Here is a 15,005-nt window from a genome sequence, read left to right as displayed (position 1 = left end):
GCCGTGGCCCTCACCTCCCCCGGCCCGCTCGGTCCTGTGGCTCCCGGCCCTCCCGGTCCTGTGGCTCCCCCTCCCGGTCCTGCGAGCCGGCCACCGGCCCGGCGTCAGTCGGGCTGCGGCAACACCCGCCCGCCCGCGACGACGAGCCGCAGGGAGGCGTCGGGGCCCACGCCCACGAGGTCCGCGCGGGCGCCCGGGGCGAGAACGCCGACGTCGGTGCGGCCCAGCCTCGCGGCGGGCACCTGCGTGGCCGCCCGCAGGGCGGCCTCGAGCCCGACCCCGGCCTCCCGGACGGCGAAGGCGACGGCCCGGTCGAGCGTGAGCGTGCTGCCGGCGATCGCACCCGTCGAGCGCACGCGGGCGACCCCGTTCTCGACGCGGACGGCCAACGGCCCCAACCGGTAGTCGCCGTCGCCGGCCCCGGCGGCGCTCATCGCGTCGGTGACGAGTGCGACGCGACCGGGGGCGGCGGCGAACACGGCCGCGACGACCGCGGGGTGGAGATGGACGCCGTCCGCGATGACCTCGAGGGTCGCGCACTCCGCCGTCGTCAGCGCGAGGATCGGCCCCGGTTCGCGGTGGTGCAGTGGCCGCATCGCGTTGCACAGGTGGGTGGCCACGCCCACGCCCGCGTCGAGGGCGCGGCGCGTCTGGTCGTACGTCGCGTCGGTGTGCCCGAGCGCGGCGACGACCCCGGCGGAGACGAGGCGACCGACCGCCTCGAGGCCCCCGTCGAGCTCCGTGGCGAGGGTGACCATGCGCACGGCGCCGTCACCGGCCTCGAGCACGGCGTCGATCGCGGCCGGGGTCGGCGCCGTCAGCAGGGACGGGTCGTGGGCGCCGCGGTGGGCCGGCGAGAGACACGGCCCCTCGAGATGGATCCCGACGAGCTCGCCGGAGCGCACGAGCGGCGCGAGGGCCGCCACGTCGGCGGCGAGGACGTCCGGGGCCTGCGTGACGAGACTCGCCATCATCGACGTCGTCCCCCGCGCCCGATGCGCCGCGAGGACGCGGCGCGCCTGCTCCGGGTCGCCGCTCGTGAACGAGGCACCGCCGCCGCCGTGCGCGTGCATGTCGACGAAGCCGGGCGCGAGGACCGTGCCGGGCGGGAGGCGCACCTGACCGGCCCGGCGCTCGGCGGGGTCCGACGCGTCGGCCGGCCGGCCGGGGCCGAGACCGGCGATCCGGTCACCGACGACCCGGACCCAGCCCGGCGCCAGCCACGCGTCCGGGGCGAGGACGGCGTCGGCGACGAACGTCGTCGCGCCGGCGGGAGCCGTCACGGGGTCGTGTTCGCGGGGGTCGACTCCGCGGCGTCGCCCGACTCGTCCTCCCGGCCCGGCGTCCTCAGGTTCCAGCGGCGGATCACGAACCGGAAGAGCACGTAGTAGATCACCGCGTAGACGAGCCCGACCCCGAGGAGCAGCAGGGGCCGCTGGGCGATGCCCCAGTTGAGGACGAAGTCGAACAGGCCCGCCGAGAAGCTGAACCCGTCGTGGATGCCGAGGGCGTTGCAGATCGCCAGCGACGTGCCGGTGAGCAGCGCGTGGACGACGTACAGGGGGAACGCCACGAACATGAACGCGAACTCGAGCGGCTCGGTGATGCCCGTGAGGAACGCCGTCAGCGCGACGGAGCTCATGAGGCCCAGCGTCGCCTTGCGGGCGTGGGGACGCGCCTCGTGGGCGATGGCGAGGGCCGCGGCCGGCAGGCCGAACATCATCACCGGGAAGAAGCCCGTCATGAACGCGCCGGCGGTCGGGTCGCCGGAGAGGAAACGCGCGATGTCGCCGGTCACGGGCTCCCCGCCGGGCGGGGTGTACTGCCCGAGCAGGAACCACGGCACCGAGTTGAGGATGTGGTGCAGCCCGAGCGGGATGAGGAGCCGGTTGAGCGTGCCGTAGACGAACCCGCCGACGACGGCGTTGTCCGCGACCCAGCGCCCGATCCCGCTGAGGCCGGCGTCGAACGCGGGGTAGATGAACGAGAGGAGCACGGCGAGAACGAGCGACGCGAACGCCGTGAGGATCGGCACGAGGCGCCGGCCGCCGAAGAACGCGAGGTAGGGCGGCAGCTTGGTCCGGTGGAAGCGGGCCCAGAGCCACGACGCGATGAGCCCGACGAGGATGCCGCCGAGGACGCCGAAGTTGACGACGGCCTGCTCGCCCTTGGGGTCGAGGCGCCCGGCGAGGACGTATGGGCTCATCGCCCCGCACACGCTCTCGAAGGTGAGATAGCCGACGACGGCGGCGAGCGCGGTCGACCCGTCCGCCTTCTTCGCCATGCCGATGGCGATGCCGAGCGCGAACAGCAGCGGCAGGTGGTCGAAGAGCGCAGCCCCGCCCGCACCGACGACGGCGGCGACCGGGCCCCAGCCGAAACCCTTCGCGCCGAGCATGTCCTCCGCGCCGAGGCGGAGCATGAGCCCCGCCACCGGCAGCGCGGCGATCGGGAGCATGAGGCTCCGGCCGAACTTCTGGATGCCGGCGAGCCCGATGCGGGGGCTGCGGGCCCCCGGACTCCCCGCGTCGGCGGTGGCACCTGCACTGGTCATGGGACGCGTCCTTTCGCGAGGCCGTGACGGCCGGGTCACGTCGTCGCCCTCCGGAGGCGGCGGCGGACCCCCCCGGCGCAGCACCTCGGCGCACGACGGAACGTCACCGGCAGCGCGTGCGACGGACGGGGGTCTCGACCGACCGTCCCGAGAGTACGCGCCGGGGTAGCGTCGGGGGCGGACCTGCGCCGATCCCGCGGCGGGTCCCGCCCTCAGCGAAGGAGATCTCCGTGAGCACCCAGGCCGAGCAGATCCTCGCCGCCCTCGGCGGCGACGCCAACGTCCTCGACATCGAACCGTGCACGACCCGGTTGCGGACCGAGGTGGCCGACCCCTCACTCGTCGACGACGCGGCGCTCAAGGCGGCCGGCGCCCACGGCGTCATGCGGGCCGGCAACGTCGTCCAGGTCGTCGTCGGGCTCGAGGCCGACACGATCGCCGACGAGATCGAGGACCTGAGGTGAGCGCTCCCCCGGTCGATCCCGCGGATCCCGTCGTCGGCCCCACCGCGGTCCTCGCCCCGTGCGCGGGCGTCGTGCGCCCGCTGAGCGAGGCGCCCGACCCCGTCTTCGCCGCCGAGATGGTCGGCTCCGGCGTGGCCGTGGAGCCCGATCCCGTGCGCGGCGCGGCCCTCGCACCCGTCTCGGGGACGGTGGTCAAGGCCCACCCGCACGCGGTGGCGATCGTCCGCGACGACGGCGTGGGCGTGCTCGTCCACCTCGGCATCGACACGGTGCGCCTGCGCGGCGAGGGCTTCGACCTGCTCGTCGCGACCGCGGACCGCGTCGAGGCCGGCTCCGAACTCGTGCGGTGGGACCCGGCGGGCGTCGCCGAACTCGGACTGTCGCCGTGGGTCCTCGTGTGCGTGTTCGACACCCCGCCCGGCGCGGTCGCCCCGCCCGACCCCGGCGCCCACGTCCGCGCGGGCGACCGCCTCTTCGACTGGCCGGCCGCCTGAGGCCCGTCGCCCCGGCCGGCTCCGAGGTCTACAGGGTCGCGCCGACGAGGACCGGCTCGTTGACGAGTTCGACCCCGAACGCGTCGAGGACCCCGCCGCGCACCTCGCGGGCGAGGGCGAGGACGTCGGTGGCGCGGGCCGAGCCCCGGTTGGTCACGGCCAGGGTGTGCTTCGTGGAGAGGGCGGCCGGGCCCGGCATCCCGTGACCCTTGGCGAAGCCGGCCCGGTCGATGAGCCACGCGGCGCTCGTCTTCACCGCGCCGTTCTCGCCCGGGAAGGCGGGCGGCTCGACGTCCGGCCCGAGGCGGGCGGCCACGCGGGCCCGCAGCGCGTCGAAGCGACCTCGGGAGAGGATCGGGTTGGTGAAGAACGACCCGCAGCTCCACGTGTCGTGGTCGGCGGGGTCGAGCACCATGCCGCGGCGGCGGCGCTGCGCGAGGACGGCCTCGCGGGCGTCGGCCAGCGGCACCCGCTCCCCCACCTCCACCTCCAGCCCGCGGGCCAGGTCGGCGTAGGCGATCGGGCGGGAGAGGTCGGCGAGCTCGAACTGGAAGACGACCTCGAGGACCACGTAGCGCGGCGATCCACCGTGCGCCGAGGCCTTGAACAGCGAGTCCCGATAGGCGAATCCGCAGTCGGCGTTCGCGAACGTGCGCACCGCCTCCTCGCGGCGGTCCCACACGCGCACCTGCGCGATCGTCTGGGCCACCTCCTGGCCGTACGCCCCCACGTTCTGCACCGGCGTCGCGCCGACGAGACCGGGGATGCCGGCGAGGGCCTCGATGCCCGCCCACCCCTGCTCGACGGCGTGCGCGCACAGGGCGTCCCAGTTCTCGCCGGCGGCGACGCGGACCGTCGCCCCCGAGCACGCGTCGGAGCTCTCGACGCGGATGCCGCGGGTGGCCACGGCCACGACGGAGCCGGGGAACCCGTCGTCGGCGATCACGAGGTTCGACCCACCCGAGACGAGCAGCAAGGGCTCGCCGGCGTCGTCGACCTCACGGACCGCGTCGACGAGCTCGTCGGTCGTCTCGGCGGTGACGAGCCGGTCGGCCGGGCCGCCGACGCGCATCGTCGTGCGCTCGGACAGGGGGGCGTTCTCCTCGACGCGCACGTCAGCGCAGTTCCACGGTCGCGAGGGCCCGTGACAGGACCTTGGCGCCGTCGTGCGTCACCGCCAGTTCGACCGTCACGGTCCGGGACGCCTCGTCGACCTTGCGGACAACCCCCGCGACCTCGACCTCGACCTGACCCGTGGCGGGCACGACGACCGGGGCGACGAACTTCGTGCCGTACTCGCGGACCGCGCTCGGATCGCCGGCCCAGCCGACGACGAGGTCGAGCGCGGCTCCCATCGTCAGCATGCCGTGCGCGATGACGTCGGGCAGGCCGGCGGCTCTCGCGGCGGGGTCGGACCAGTGGATGGGGTTCCGGTCGCCGCTCGCGGCGGCGTACGCGACGAGGCGGGCGCGGTCGAAGACCAGCGTGGTGGCGCCGATCTGCTCGCCGACCCCGATGCCCTCGAAGACCCGGCGGCCGGGCACGGTGTTCTCGGTCACGACTGCTCCCCCCGCACGACGATGCTCGACACGGACCGGCACCGGGGCGCGCCGTCCACGGTCGTCAGGACGCAGCGCGTCGTGACGAGGGAGTTGCCGCCGACCTCGCGGATCCGGTCGACGTGGACGGTCGTGAGGATCTCGTCACCCGCGACGAGCGGGTGGTCGTAGACGAACTTCTGCTCCCCGTGGACGACCCGGCCCCAGTCGACGCCCGTCCCCGGGTCGTCGAAGAACACCTTCTCGGCGTTCATGGAGATCTGGGCCGCGTACGTCGGCGGGGCGACGAGGTCGGCGTAGCCGGCGGCCCGGGCGGCCTCGACGTCGTGGTGCCGGGGGTCGCTCGTGCCGAGGGCGCGCGCGAAGTCGCGGACGTTCTCCCGGCCGACGACGAAGGTGCCGGCCGGTTCCAGCACCCGACCTTCGAACGAGGTGTTGACAGGCATGAGCACACCCTAGGTGCTGGCGGCCGGCCGACGGCGGGGGCGGGCTCCCGACCGTCGGTCCGTGCCGCCCGATCCGGGCGCGCAGGCGTCCACGCCGCTCTCGGGCAGGGTGATCGGCTGCCCGTGCGGGGTGGCCGCGGCGGCGGCGTGCCAACGGCCCTCCCGCGTCTCGACCTGCGCCGGCGTGAGGACGCCGTCGGCCGCCAACACGTCGACGAGCGCCGACGCCCAAGCCCGGTGGTAGTCCGGCTCGTCGGCCAGCCGCGCACCGAGGGCGGCGGCGAAGCGCGGCCAGGCGAGGACCCCGCGGTCGGCCAGGTGGACGGCTATCGCGAACACACTCGCCTGCCACGGTTCGCAGAACAGCGGCCCCTCCTCCCGCGGCACCGGAACGCCCACGTCCGGGAGGTCGCGTGGGGTGAGCCGGCCCGGCGGGGTGCCCACGGCCCGCCGCGGCCCGGGACGGCCCGGCGGGCGCGGCTCGCCGCCGGTCACGCCGTCCCCCTGTTCTCGACGTCGTCCGCGGCGTCGGCGTCGTCGGCGGGGTCGGTGGCGTCGGCGGTGACATCGGCGGCGTCGGCGGGTCGCAGGTAGGGCTCGAAGGCGTCGATCGTCACCGTCACGGTGGGGTCCGCGTCCGCGCCGAACAGCTCCCGCCCGTCGAAGGCGACCGTATACAGCCACTCCGGCGACGACGTCGGCCGTGCCTGAGCGCGGATCGACCCTCGGGCCGCTCCCGCAGCGTCGGGGGCGGCGTTGCGGTCGGGGAAGACGTGCGCGCCGCGGACGGCCACGACCTGCCCGACCTTGCCCCGGGCGTAGCGCGGCAGCCGGGTGTGGCCGCTCGGGTGCATGACCAGCGTGCGGACCCGCCGACCGACCGCGAACCGGGCCGGCGCGTCGGCGTCGCGATCGTAGGGCGAGCCGCGTTCGAGGGACTCGCGCAGAGTGGGCCAGGGCACGGCCGCCGGCGCCGGTGGGGCGGCGCCGGGGCGCAACCCGTCGTCGATGTCCGCGGCGCGGCCGGTGTCGAGGAGTCCCGACTCCGCGAGCAGCCGGTCGAGTCCGCGCAGCCAGATCTCGTAGTAGCTGCTGCCCAGGTAGAGCGCCGGCGGCAGCGACTCCCGCACGTGGCGGGAGCGGTCGATGGTCCACCGTCCGAGCGCGCCGGTGGCCAGCGTGAGCGCGAGGGCCCGGCGCTCCCAGTCCGCGTGGAAGACGGGTTCGGCCTCCTCCAGCACGACCGGTCCGAAGCCGTGCATCCCACCGAGGTCGTGCACCCCGTCCACGGTTCAGCCCTCCGTCGCCGTGGGCGCCGACGACGCCGCGACGTGGTCGTCCTTCGGGGCGTCCTTCGGGTCGTCCACGCGGTCGGCAGGGAGGTCGACCACGCTCATGCCGATCATCGCGTCCCGCGTCACCAGGTCCGCGAGCGCCTCGACCGACCAGCCGTCGGTCCCGGCGGGTCGCACCGGCACGACGAGATAGCGCACCTCGGCGGTCGAGTCCCACACCCGGACGGCCGTGTGCGCCGGCAGTGTCACGCCGGCGTCGGCGAGCACCCCGCGGGGGTCGCGGACGGCCTTCGCGCGGTAGGCCGGCGACTTGTACCAGACCGGCGGCAGGCCGAGGACGGGCCACGGATAGCACGAGCAGAGCGTGCAGACGACGAGGTGGTGCAGGTCGGGGGTGCATTCGAGCGCCACCAGGTGCTCGCCCTGGCGGCCGGCGTACCCCAGCGACGCCACGGCCGCGGTCGCATCGGCGAGCAACCGTTCCCGGAACGCCTCGTCCGTCCAGGCGAGGGCGACGACCCGGGCGCCGCGGTGCGGCCCCACCTCGTGCTCGTAGTACTCGACGATCGCGTCGAGCGCGTCGGGATCCACGAGTCCGGCCTCGACGAGCAGGGACTCGAGCGCACGCGTCCGCGCGTCCATCTCGCTCAGGGAGCTGCCGTGCGTGTGGTCGTGCTCGTGCTCGCTCATCCTGCGCAGTGTAGGGCCGGTCCGGGACGGTCCCGCTGCGCAACGAAGGCCGTCACCCTGCCGGGTGACGGCCTTCGTTGCGCAGCGGACTCAGCGCGTCTCGCGGTGCGGGGTCTGCTTGCGGCAGTTGGGGCAGAACTTCGCCAGCTCGAGCCGGTCGGGGTCGTTGCGGCGGTTCTTCTTGGTGATGTAGTTGCGGTCCTTGCAGTCCACGCACGCAAGCGTGATCTTGGGGCGGACGTCGCTGGACTTGCTGGCCACGGTGCTACCTGACTTTCACGATCGGACGGCGGTCGGCCCGGGGCGCGTCGTGCGCGGGACCTCGACGGACCAGGATACGCGCCCCGGATACGGATCCGTGAACGCGCTGGTAGCGAGGGCGGGACTCGAACCCGCGACACCACGATTATGAGTCGTGTGCTCTAACCACCTGAGCTACCCCGCCGGGAGTCGGCACGCTCCGTCCTCCACGTCGACGAGTCGATGGGAGGAGGACCGGCGAGCACCGGAGCCCCGATAGGGAATCGAACCCTAGACCTTCTCCTTACCATGGAGACGCTCTGCCGACTGAGCTATCGGGGCCTACCTGCCCGGGGCACGAACGCGCCGGACACGCAGGGAAAAACATACACGTTGGGGGCCGGTCGACAAAAATCCGGACGTGCGCATCGTCCCTCGTGGACGACCGCGTTCACTCCCCCGGCCCGTCGTCCACACCCCGCGCGACGAGCGCGTCGCCGACGGCGTCGGCGTGGCGGACGGCGCGCACGACGAGCGGGACGAGCAGCGCCCGGGGGCTACGCCCCATCCCGCGGGCGGCCCGCGCGTCGGCGACCTCCCGGGCGATGCCGGTCAACGCCGGGACGGTCCGGATCGTCAGACCGAGTGCGAGCGCGACCCGGTCCGGGTCGACGCCGACCCGGCGCAGGGGTCCCAGGGCGCCGACGACCGCGTCCATCATCGCCTCGATGCGCGTCGTCGCCGTGACGACGCCGGCCGCCAGGATCGCGACGAGGAGGCCGCCGACGACGACCACCGCCTCCCGCGGACCCGCGGCCCACCACTGGAGAACCGCCAGGACGGCGACGACCCACCGCAGCGCCCACACCTGGGCGAGGAGCCGTCGGACGCCCAGCCCCGCCCCGAGGTGCACCGCCGCGACGACGACGGCCCCGAGCGCGGGCGCGGCGGGGTCGCGCCACGCGAGCAGCAGGGTCGTCGCGACCAGCAGCCCGAGAACCTTGCCCCCCACCGGCGCCCGGTGCAGCCAGGAGTGCCCGGGCACGTAGAGGGAGGTCAGCACGCGTCCGCCTCCATGAGCGCGCGGTACGTGGCGACGCCGGCGGGTCCGTCCCCGTCGGCGACGACCCGCCCCTCGTCGACGACGATCACCCGTTCGAGGCCGCCGAGCAGCTCGAGGTCGTGGGTGACCATGAGCACCTGCTGGGGAAGGCCGTGGAGGAGGGCGGCGACACGACGGGTGTGGCGCAGGTCGAGCAGCGTCGTCGGCTCGTCGCAGACGAGCACGTCGGGTTCGGTGACGAGGATGCTCGCGAGGGCGAGGAGCTGGCGCTGGCCGCTCGAGAGCAGGCCCGCGGGATGGTCGGCGTGCCCGGCGAGGCCGAATCGCTCGAGGGTCTCCTCGACGCGGGCGGTCGTCTGCGAGCGGCTCAGTCCGGCCCGGCGCAGGGAGAACGCGACGTCCTCGGCCGGGGTCGGCATGACGATCTGGGCGGCCGGGTCGGGGAAGACAAAGCCGACGCGGCGGCGCACCCGGGCGGTCTGCCGCCCGACGTCCAGGCCGTCGACGACGACCCGCCCCGACGTCGGCCGGACGAGCCCGTTGACGCACCGCGCCAGCGTCGACTTCCCGGATCCGTTGGCGCCGACCACGCCGACGAACCTCTCCCTCAGGTCGAGGTCGATGCCGCGCAGCACGGTCCGGTCACCGAACCGGTGGCCGACCCCGTCGAACGTGATCACCCGGTCGGCCTGGGACGACGTCGGGCGCTCAGGGCCGCGCCCCGCGCGGAGGCAGCAACCCCGGCACGGCCCGGTGCACCGCGGCCGCGACGACCACCGCCAGCGCCGCCTTGACGAGGTCGCCGGGGACGAAGACGAGGTCGGCCGTCAGGGCCGCAGACGGCGCCAGGTGGGCGCGCCAGGCGAGGACGAGGACCCCGAGGGCGTGCACGACGCCGATCCCCCCGAGCAGCGCCCCCGCGGTCCCCCACGGGACCGAGAACCCGGGAGCACGCCTCGCGGCCAGCCACCCGGTGACCGCCGCGCCGGGCACCCATCCGAGCAGGAAGCCGACCGTGGGGCCGGCGAACACGCCCAACCCCCCTCGCCCGCCCGCGAGGACGGGCAGGCCGAGAGCGCACAGCGCCACGACGAGCAGGCAGGCGAGCGCGCCGCGGCGACCGCCGAGGATCAGCCCGGCGAGCATGACGCCGAACGTCTGCAGGGTGATGGGGACGCCGCTGCCGAAGGCGAAGATCGCCCCGGGCAGCCCGAGCACGACGATGAGCGCCGCGAACGTCGCCACGTACGCGAGGTCGCGGGCCCCGAGGCCGCGGGCGCGGGGCCCGGGCACGTCGGGTACGGAGGATGCGCTCGTGCCGGTCTCGCGGCGGGTCGGGTCGTCGGGGGTCGCTCGGGTCGCCATGGGGTCCTCTCGCGGATTCGATCGTCTCGGCGCGGCCGCCGGGGCCGGCGTCGGGTGCAGACGCGGTCCGGGCGCGAGTCTGCCAGGTCGGCCCGAGAGCGGCACGACGGTCGCGCGAGCCGGTCCACCGAGGGCGGGGGGCTCAGGTGACGGCGTCGAGGGAGACGTCCGTCTGCTCCGGGAGGAAGAGGGCCGCGAGCGCGGCGACGGCGAACGCGATCCCGAAGACGGCGAAGACGAAGGGCTGGCCGCCCCAGCCGAGGAACACCGGGACCGACAGCGGGGCGATGATGCTCGCGATCCGGCCGAACGCGGCCGCGGCGCCGGTGCCGGTCGCCCGGATCGACGTGGGGTAGATCTCGGGCGAGACGGCGTACAGGGCGCCCCAGGCCCCGAGGTTGAAGAACGACAGGCAGGCGCCCGTGACGACGAGCCAGGTGGCGCCCTGCGCGAGCCCGAACGCGCCCGCGGAGAGGGCCGACCCCGCGAGGAAGACGGCGAGGGTCGCCCGGCGCCCCCACACCTCGATGAGCCAGGCCGCGAGCGCGTAACCGGGCAGCTGGGCGAGCGTGATGAGCAGGGTGTACTCGAAGGACTTGACGACGGGGAAGCCCTGCTTGGCGATGAGGGTCGGCAGCCAGATGAAGGCGCCGTAGTAGGAGAAGTTGACGAGGAACCAGACGGTCCACAGGGCGGTGGTGCGGCGGCGGAACGCCCTCGACCACAGGCCCGGGCGCGCTGCCCCCGACGCGTCGTCGAGCTCGACCTCGTGCGCGCCGAGCCCGGCAGCCTCGGCGGACCGGACGCCCTCGACGGACCGGACGCCCTCAGCGGCGGCGGCCGTTCGGTGCGCGCCCGCGGGCTCCTCCCCCGCCCGGGCGGAGGCCCGCCAGGCCGGGCTGTCCTCGAAGGAGCGGACGGCCGCCTCGGCCTCGTCGTGACGGCCCTTGGACTCGAGGAAACGGACCGACTCGGGCAGGCCGAAGCGGACGACGACCGCGTAGAGGGTGGGGACGATGCCGACGGCGAGCGCCCACCGCCACCCGTCCGGGCTCGAGGGCACGACGAGGAAGCCGATGAGCGCCGCGAGGATCCACCCGACGGCCCAGAACGACTCGAGGGCGACGACCATGCGCCCGCGGACCGACCGGGGCGAGTACTCGGCGACGAGCGTGGACGCCACGGGCAGCTCGGCCCCCAGGCCGAGGCCGACGACGAACCGCAGCGCGATGAGCACGGCCACCGACCCGGCGAGCGCCGAGGCCCCCGTCGCGAGCCCGTACACGAGCAGCGTCACCGCGAAGACCTGCCGCCGGCCGATGCGGTCGGCGAGCAACCCGCCGAGGCTCGCGCCGATCGCCATGCCGACGAAGCCGATGGACCCGATCCACGACAGGGTCGTCGCGTCGAGCTGCCACTGCGCGGCCAGCGCCACCATGACGAAGGAGATGAGGCCGACGTCCATCGCGTCGAGCGCCCAGCCGACGCCGGAGCCGCCGAGCAGGCGAGCGTGGGCGCGGGTGAAGGGCAGCCGGTCGAGCCGCCTGCTGCGCGACGGCGGGTCCGCGACGTGGGGCCGGACGGGGGCGGGCATCAGCGACTCCCAGGGTGACGTCGGGTGGGCACGGCGGGCGGCGGCGGGGGATTCTCCCTCGCGCACGGTTCGGGCACGTGACGATGGTGCCCCATCCGGGCCCGGCCCACGCACCGGACCCGGATGCGGCGGCCCGACGCCGGGGCCGCGTCCGGCCTCCGGGCCGGCTCGACGGTCAGTCGAAGTCGATGTCGCCGTAGGCGGGGCGCCACATGCGCTGGAACACCTGCTGGACGGGGTCGACGACCGGGGTGCGGGCCAGCCCCTCCGCGTCGGCCGCCTTGCACACGGCGAGCGCGACGGACGCGGACACCGCACGCAGCTCGCGCACGCTGGGCAGGAGCCGCGCGCCGGGGCGGGCGGCGTCGACCGTCTCGGCGACGGCCTCGGCGGCCGCGGCGATCATGCCGTCGGACACGCGCGTCGCGCGGCAGACGGCCACCCCGAGCCCGAGGCCGGGGAAGACGAGCGCGTTGTTGGCCTGCGCGATCTCGTAGGTGATGTCGCCGCGCACGACCGGGTCGAACGGCGAGCCGGTGGCGATGAGCGCGGCCCCGTCGGTCCACTCGAGGAGGTCGACCGGGCGGGCCTCCGCGCGTGACGTGGGGTTGGACAGCGGCATGATGATCGGCCGCTCGACGTGCGAGGCCATCTCCTTGACGACGCTCTCGGTGAACGCCCCCGTCTGCGCGGACGTCCCGATGAGGATCGTGGGGTGGACGTTGCGGACCACGTCGTCGAGACCGATCCGGCCGTTCGGGCCGGTGCCCCAGCGCGCCACCTCGTCGGCCTCGCGGGCGAACGGGCGCTGGTAGTCGAGAATGCCCTCGGCCTCGCCCTGGGCGGTCGTGATGAGCCCCCCGCGCCCGAGGCACCAGAACCGCGCGTTGGCCTCGGCCTCGGTCAGGCCCTCCATCATCATCGTGTCGCGCATGAGGGTGACGATCCCGACGCCGGCCGTGCCCGCACCGTGCACGACGACCCGCTGGTCGCTCATGCGCGTGTTGTTCGCCCGGGCCGCGGCGACGGCCGCCCCGAGCACGACCGCGGCCGTGCCCTGGATGTCGTCGTTAAACGTGCAGCACCGGTCGCGGTACTTCGACAGGATGCGGTGCGCGTTGGCCGTCCCGAAGTCCTCCCAGTGCAGCATCGCGTTGGGGAACAGCTCCACGACCGTCTCGACGAAGTGCTCGATGAACTCGTCGTAGCGCTCGCCGCGGACCCGCGCGTGCCGCTCGCCGAGGTAGAGCGGGTCGTTGAGGAGCTTGAGGTTGTCGGTGCCGACGTCGAGGACGACGGGCACCGCGCGGCGGGGGTGGACCCCGGCGGCCGCGGTGTACACCGACAGCTTGCCAGTCGTGATGGCGATGCCGCCGACGCCCTGATCACCGATGCCGAGGATGCCCTCGGAGTCGGTGACGACGACGAGGTCGACCTCGTCGGCGCCGAGCCCGTAGTTGCTGAGGGACTCGGCGACCTCGTCGGGCCGGTCGATCGAGAGGAACACCCCGCGCGGCTTGTTGTACCAGTCGCTGTACCGCTCGATGGCGAGGCCGATCGTCGGCGTGTAGACGATGGGCAACATCTCGTCGATGTGGTCGGCCAGCAGGCGGTAGAAGAGCACCTCGTTGCGGTCGCGCATCGCGGTGAGGAAGACGTTCTTGCTGAGGTCGTCGGGCTGCTCGCTGTACTGCTTGTACACCCGCTGGACCTGCATCTCCATCGAGGAGTAGCCCGTCGGGAGCAGCCCGGTGAGGCCGAGCGCCCGGCGTTCCGCGTGCGTGAAGGCGGTGCCCCGGTTGAGCATGGGCCTGCTCATGAGCTGATAGCCCTTCCAGCGGATCGGGACCTCCTGTCCGTCCTCGAGCGTCATGGCGGCTGCGCGGGGGACGTTGCTCATGGGAACCACTCTATGGCGCGCGTCACACCCGGGGCGCCCCGGCCACGCCCCGATCCGGCCGTCGGGTCGAGGCCGGCGGACCGGCCGGTCGAGGGTCGGCCTCGGGGACCCCCGCGCGCCGGTTCAGGCGGGCGCGCCCGGCTCGACCAGCACGGCCATGGTCCGCAGGGCGGTCGCGTCACCGACGACGATCATCGTCGTGACGACCGAGTCCTCCCAGGCCGCGAGCTCGTCGCGGATCTTCGCGCGCGACCCGACGAGCGCGATCTGCTCGACCATCGACGTGGGCACGAGGCGCATCGCCTCCTCCTTGCGCCCGGCCAGGTAGGCGTCCTGGATGGCGGCGCACTCGGCCTCGAACCCGAGTCGGGCGACGGCGTCGAGGTGGAAGTTCGCGCCCTTGGCGCCCATCCCGCCGACGTAGAGCGCGATCATCGGGCGCAGCCGGTCGGCGGCGGCCTCGACGTCGTCGTCGACGACGACGTTGACCGGGCACACGACCTCGAAGAGGGCGGGATCCGCCCCGTCCGTGCGCGCGTCGAACCCGATCCGCAGACGTTCCCGGGCGAACCCGTCGTCGTGCGGGGTGAGGAAGAACGGCAGCCAGCCGTCGGCGATCTCGGCGGCGAGGGAGATGTTCTTCGGGCCCTCCGCCGCGAGCATGATCGGCAGGTCGGCCCGCAGGGGCCGCACGGTCGAGCGCAACGGCTTGCCGAGGCCCGTCCCACCCTCCAGGGGGACCCGGTAGTGCGCGCCGTCGTGCACGAGGGCCTCCCGGCGCAGGACGGTCCGGACCATCTCGACGTATTCCCGGGTCCGGGCCAGCGGGCGGGCGTAGGGGGCGCCGTACCAGCCCTCGACGACCTGCGGCCCGGACGCGCCGAGGCCGAGCACGAACCGGCCGCCGCTGAGGTGGTCGAGGGTGATGGCGGCCATCGCCGTCGCGGCCGGGGTGCGCGCCGACATCTGCGCGATCGCGGTGCCGAGCCGCAGCCGGGACGTGGCGGCGCCGTGCCAGGCCAGCGGCGTCAGCGCGTCGCTGCCGTACGCCTCGGACGTCCACACGGAGTCGACGCCGAGCCGCTCCGCCTCGGCGACGAGCTCCCCCACCCCCTCCGGCGGACGGGAACCCCAGTAGCCGAGGGAGAGACCGAGCTTCATCGCGCGCTCCTTGCGTCGGTGCGCCCGCGACGTCCGCGGGCGGGAAGCGACGAACCCCCCGGAGTCGGTGACTCCGGGGGGTTCGACCGCACGGGTGGCAGGTGAAGGATTCGAACCTTCGAAGCTTTCGCGACGGATTTACAGTCCGCTCCCATTGGCCGCTCGGGCAACCTGCCGCGG

17 protein-coding genes and 3 tRNA genes are annotated in these 15,005 nt (G+C 74.5%); 2 read left to right on the top strand and 18 right to left on the bottom strand.

The window, feature by feature from the left end; genetic code table 11:
* Positions 1 to 104: 104 nt before the first annotated feature.
* Positions 105 to 1,283: an N-acetylglucosamine-6-phosphate deacetylase gene (locus tag ICW24_RS10885; RefSeq protein WP_226345727.1), complete on the bottom strand. Its 1,179-nt coding sequence runs from the start codon at positions 1,281 to 1,283 to the stop codon at positions 105 to 107.
* Positions 1,280 to 2,554 carry a PTS transporter subunit EIIC gene (locus ICW24_RS10880; protein WP_226345726.1) on the bottom strand — a complete coding sequence of 425 codons (1,275 nt, stop codon included), beginning with the start codon at positions 2,552 to 2,554 and terminating at the stop codon, positions 1,280 to 1,282. The genes ICW24_RS10885 and ICW24_RS10880 overlap by 4 nt, the downstream gene beginning before the upstream one ends.
* Positions 2,555 to 2,784: 230 nt before the next feature.
* Between ICW24_RS10880 and ICW24_RS10875 the strand changes: the two genes are divergently transcribed.
* Both ICW24_RS10875 and ICW24_RS10870 read left to right on the top strand, forming a co-directional pair.
* A complete protein-coding gene (locus ICW24_RS10875; protein ID WP_226345725.1) occupies positions 2,785 to 3,018 on the top strand; it encodes a PTS sugar transporter subunit IIB in 234 nt (77 codons plus the stop codon).
* Positions 3,015 to 3,512: a PTS sugar transporter subunit IIA gene (locus ICW24_RS10870; protein WP_226345724.1), complete on the top strand. Its 498-nt coding sequence runs from the start codon at positions 3,015 to 3,017 to the stop codon at positions 3,510 to 3,512. The genes ICW24_RS10875 and ICW24_RS10870 overlap by 4 nt, the downstream gene beginning before the upstream one ends.
* Positions 3,513 to 3,540: 28 nt before the next feature.
* Here the strand turns inward: ICW24_RS10870 and ICW24_RS10865 are convergent, their stop codons facing one another.
* The 16 genes from ICW24_RS10865 to ICW24_RS10790 all read right to left on the bottom strand — a co-directional run bounded on the left by ICW24_RS10865 (position 3,541) and on the right by ICW24_RS10790 (position 15,001).
* Entirely contained in the window at positions 3,541 to 4,626 is a 1,086-nt protein-coding gene (locus ICW24_RS10865; protein ID WP_226345723.1) for a UDP-N-acetylmuramate dehydrogenase, read from the bottom strand.
* 1 nt (position 4,627) lies between these two features.
* The gene (locus ICW24_RS10860; RefSeq protein WP_226345722.1) at positions 4,628 to 5,071 is read right to left on the bottom strand and encodes a MaoC/PaaZ C-terminal domain-containing protein; all 444 of its coding nucleotides are present in this window, start codon (positions 5,069 to 5,071) and stop codon (positions 4,628 to 4,630) included.
* On the bottom strand, positions 5,068 to 5,517 hold the full coding sequence (locus tag ICW24_RS10855; protein WP_226345721.1) for an FAS1-like dehydratase domain-containing protein: 450 nt from the start codon (positions 5,515 to 5,517) through the stop codon (positions 5,068 to 5,070). The genes ICW24_RS10860 and ICW24_RS10855 overlap by 4 nt, the downstream gene beginning before the upstream one ends.
* Positions 5,518 to 5,526: 9 nt before the next feature.
* Positions 5,527 to 6,012: an SH3-like domain-containing protein gene (locus ICW24_RS10850; RefSeq protein ID WP_226345720.1), complete on the bottom strand. Its 486-nt coding sequence runs from the start codon at positions 6,010 to 6,012 to the stop codon at positions 5,527 to 5,529.
* Positions 6,009 to 6,806 carry a nitrile hydratase subunit beta gene (nthB, locus tag ICW24_RS10845; RefSeq protein WP_226345719.1) on the bottom strand — a complete coding sequence of 266 codons (798 nt, stop codon included), beginning with the start codon at positions 6,804 to 6,806 and terminating at the stop codon, positions 6,009 to 6,011. Before nthB ends, ICW24_RS10850 begins: the two co-directional genes overlap by 4 nt.
* A gap of 3 nt (positions 6,807 to 6,809) precedes the next feature.
* Complete coding sequence (gene nthA, locus ICW24_RS10840) at positions 6,810 to 7,502, bottom strand: nitrile hydratase subunit alpha (protein ID WP_226345718.1); 693 nt, start codon at positions 7,500 to 7,502, stop codon at positions 6,810 to 6,812.
* A gap of 90 nt (positions 7,503 to 7,592) precedes the next feature.
* On the bottom strand, positions 7,593 to 7,763 hold the full coding sequence (rpmG, locus tag ICW24_RS10835) for a 50S ribosomal protein L33 (protein ID WP_226345717.1): 171 nt from the start codon (positions 7,761 to 7,763) through the stop codon (positions 7,593 to 7,595).
* A 107-nt stretch (positions 7,764 to 7,870) separates the two neighbouring features.
* Positions 7,871 to 7,947 (bottom strand) — tRNA-Met (locus tag ICW24_RS10830).
* A gap of 64 nt (positions 7,948 to 8,011) precedes the next feature.
* Positions 8,012 to 8,084: transfer RNA gene (locus tag ICW24_RS10825), tRNA-Thr, on the bottom strand.
* 109 nt (positions 8,085 to 8,193) lie between these two features.
* Positions 8,194 to 8,805: an energy-coupling factor transporter transmembrane component T family protein gene (locus ICW24_RS10820; RefSeq protein WP_226345716.1), complete on the bottom strand. Its 612-nt coding sequence runs from the start codon at positions 8,803 to 8,805 to the stop codon at positions 8,194 to 8,196.
* Positions 8,799 to 9,485: an energy-coupling factor ABC transporter ATP-binding protein gene (locus ICW24_RS10815; protein WP_226345715.1), complete on the bottom strand. Its 687-nt coding sequence runs from the start codon at positions 9,483 to 9,485 to the stop codon at positions 8,799 to 8,801. The genes ICW24_RS10820 and ICW24_RS10815 overlap by 7 nt, the downstream gene beginning before the upstream one ends.
* A gap of 28 nt (positions 9,486 to 9,513) precedes the next feature.
* Positions 9,514 to 10,170: a biotin transporter BioY gene (locus ICW24_RS10810; protein ID WP_226345714.1), complete on the bottom strand. Its 657-nt coding sequence runs from the start codon at positions 10,168 to 10,170 to the stop codon at positions 9,514 to 9,516.
* A 142-nt stretch (positions 10,171 to 10,312) separates the two neighbouring features.
* Positions 10,313 to 11,764 (bottom strand): MFS transporter, encoded by a 1,452-nt coding sequence (locus tag ICW24_RS10805; protein WP_226345713.1) that lies wholly within the window; start codon positions 11,762 to 11,764, stop codon positions 10,313 to 10,315.
* Between the two features lie 175 nt (positions 11,765 to 11,939).
* Positions 11,940 to 13,664: an NAD-dependent malic enzyme gene (locus tag ICW24_RS10800; protein WP_226345712.1), complete on the bottom strand. Its 1,725-nt coding sequence runs from the start codon at positions 13,662 to 13,664 to the stop codon at positions 11,940 to 11,942.
* Between the two features lie 123 nt (positions 13,665 to 13,787).
* Positions 13,788 to 14,825, bottom strand: a complete 1,038-nt coding sequence (locus ICW24_RS10795; RefSeq protein ID WP_226345711.1) for an LLM class F420-dependent oxidoreductase — start codon at positions 14,823 to 14,825, stop codon at positions 13,788 to 13,790.
* A gap of 95 nt (positions 14,826 to 14,920) precedes the next feature.
* Positions 14,921 to 15,001, bottom strand: a tRNA-Tyr gene (locus ICW24_RS10790).
* Positions 15,002 to 15,005 lie beyond the last annotated feature (4 nt).

Origin of the sequence: Agilicoccus flavus, assembly GCF_014857905.1 — a bacterium.
GTDB lineage: Bacteria > Actinomycetota > Actinomycetes > Actinomycetales > Dermatophilaceae > Agilicoccus > Agilicoccus flavus.
This window is presented reverse-complemented; position numbering and strand designations above follow the sequence as displayed.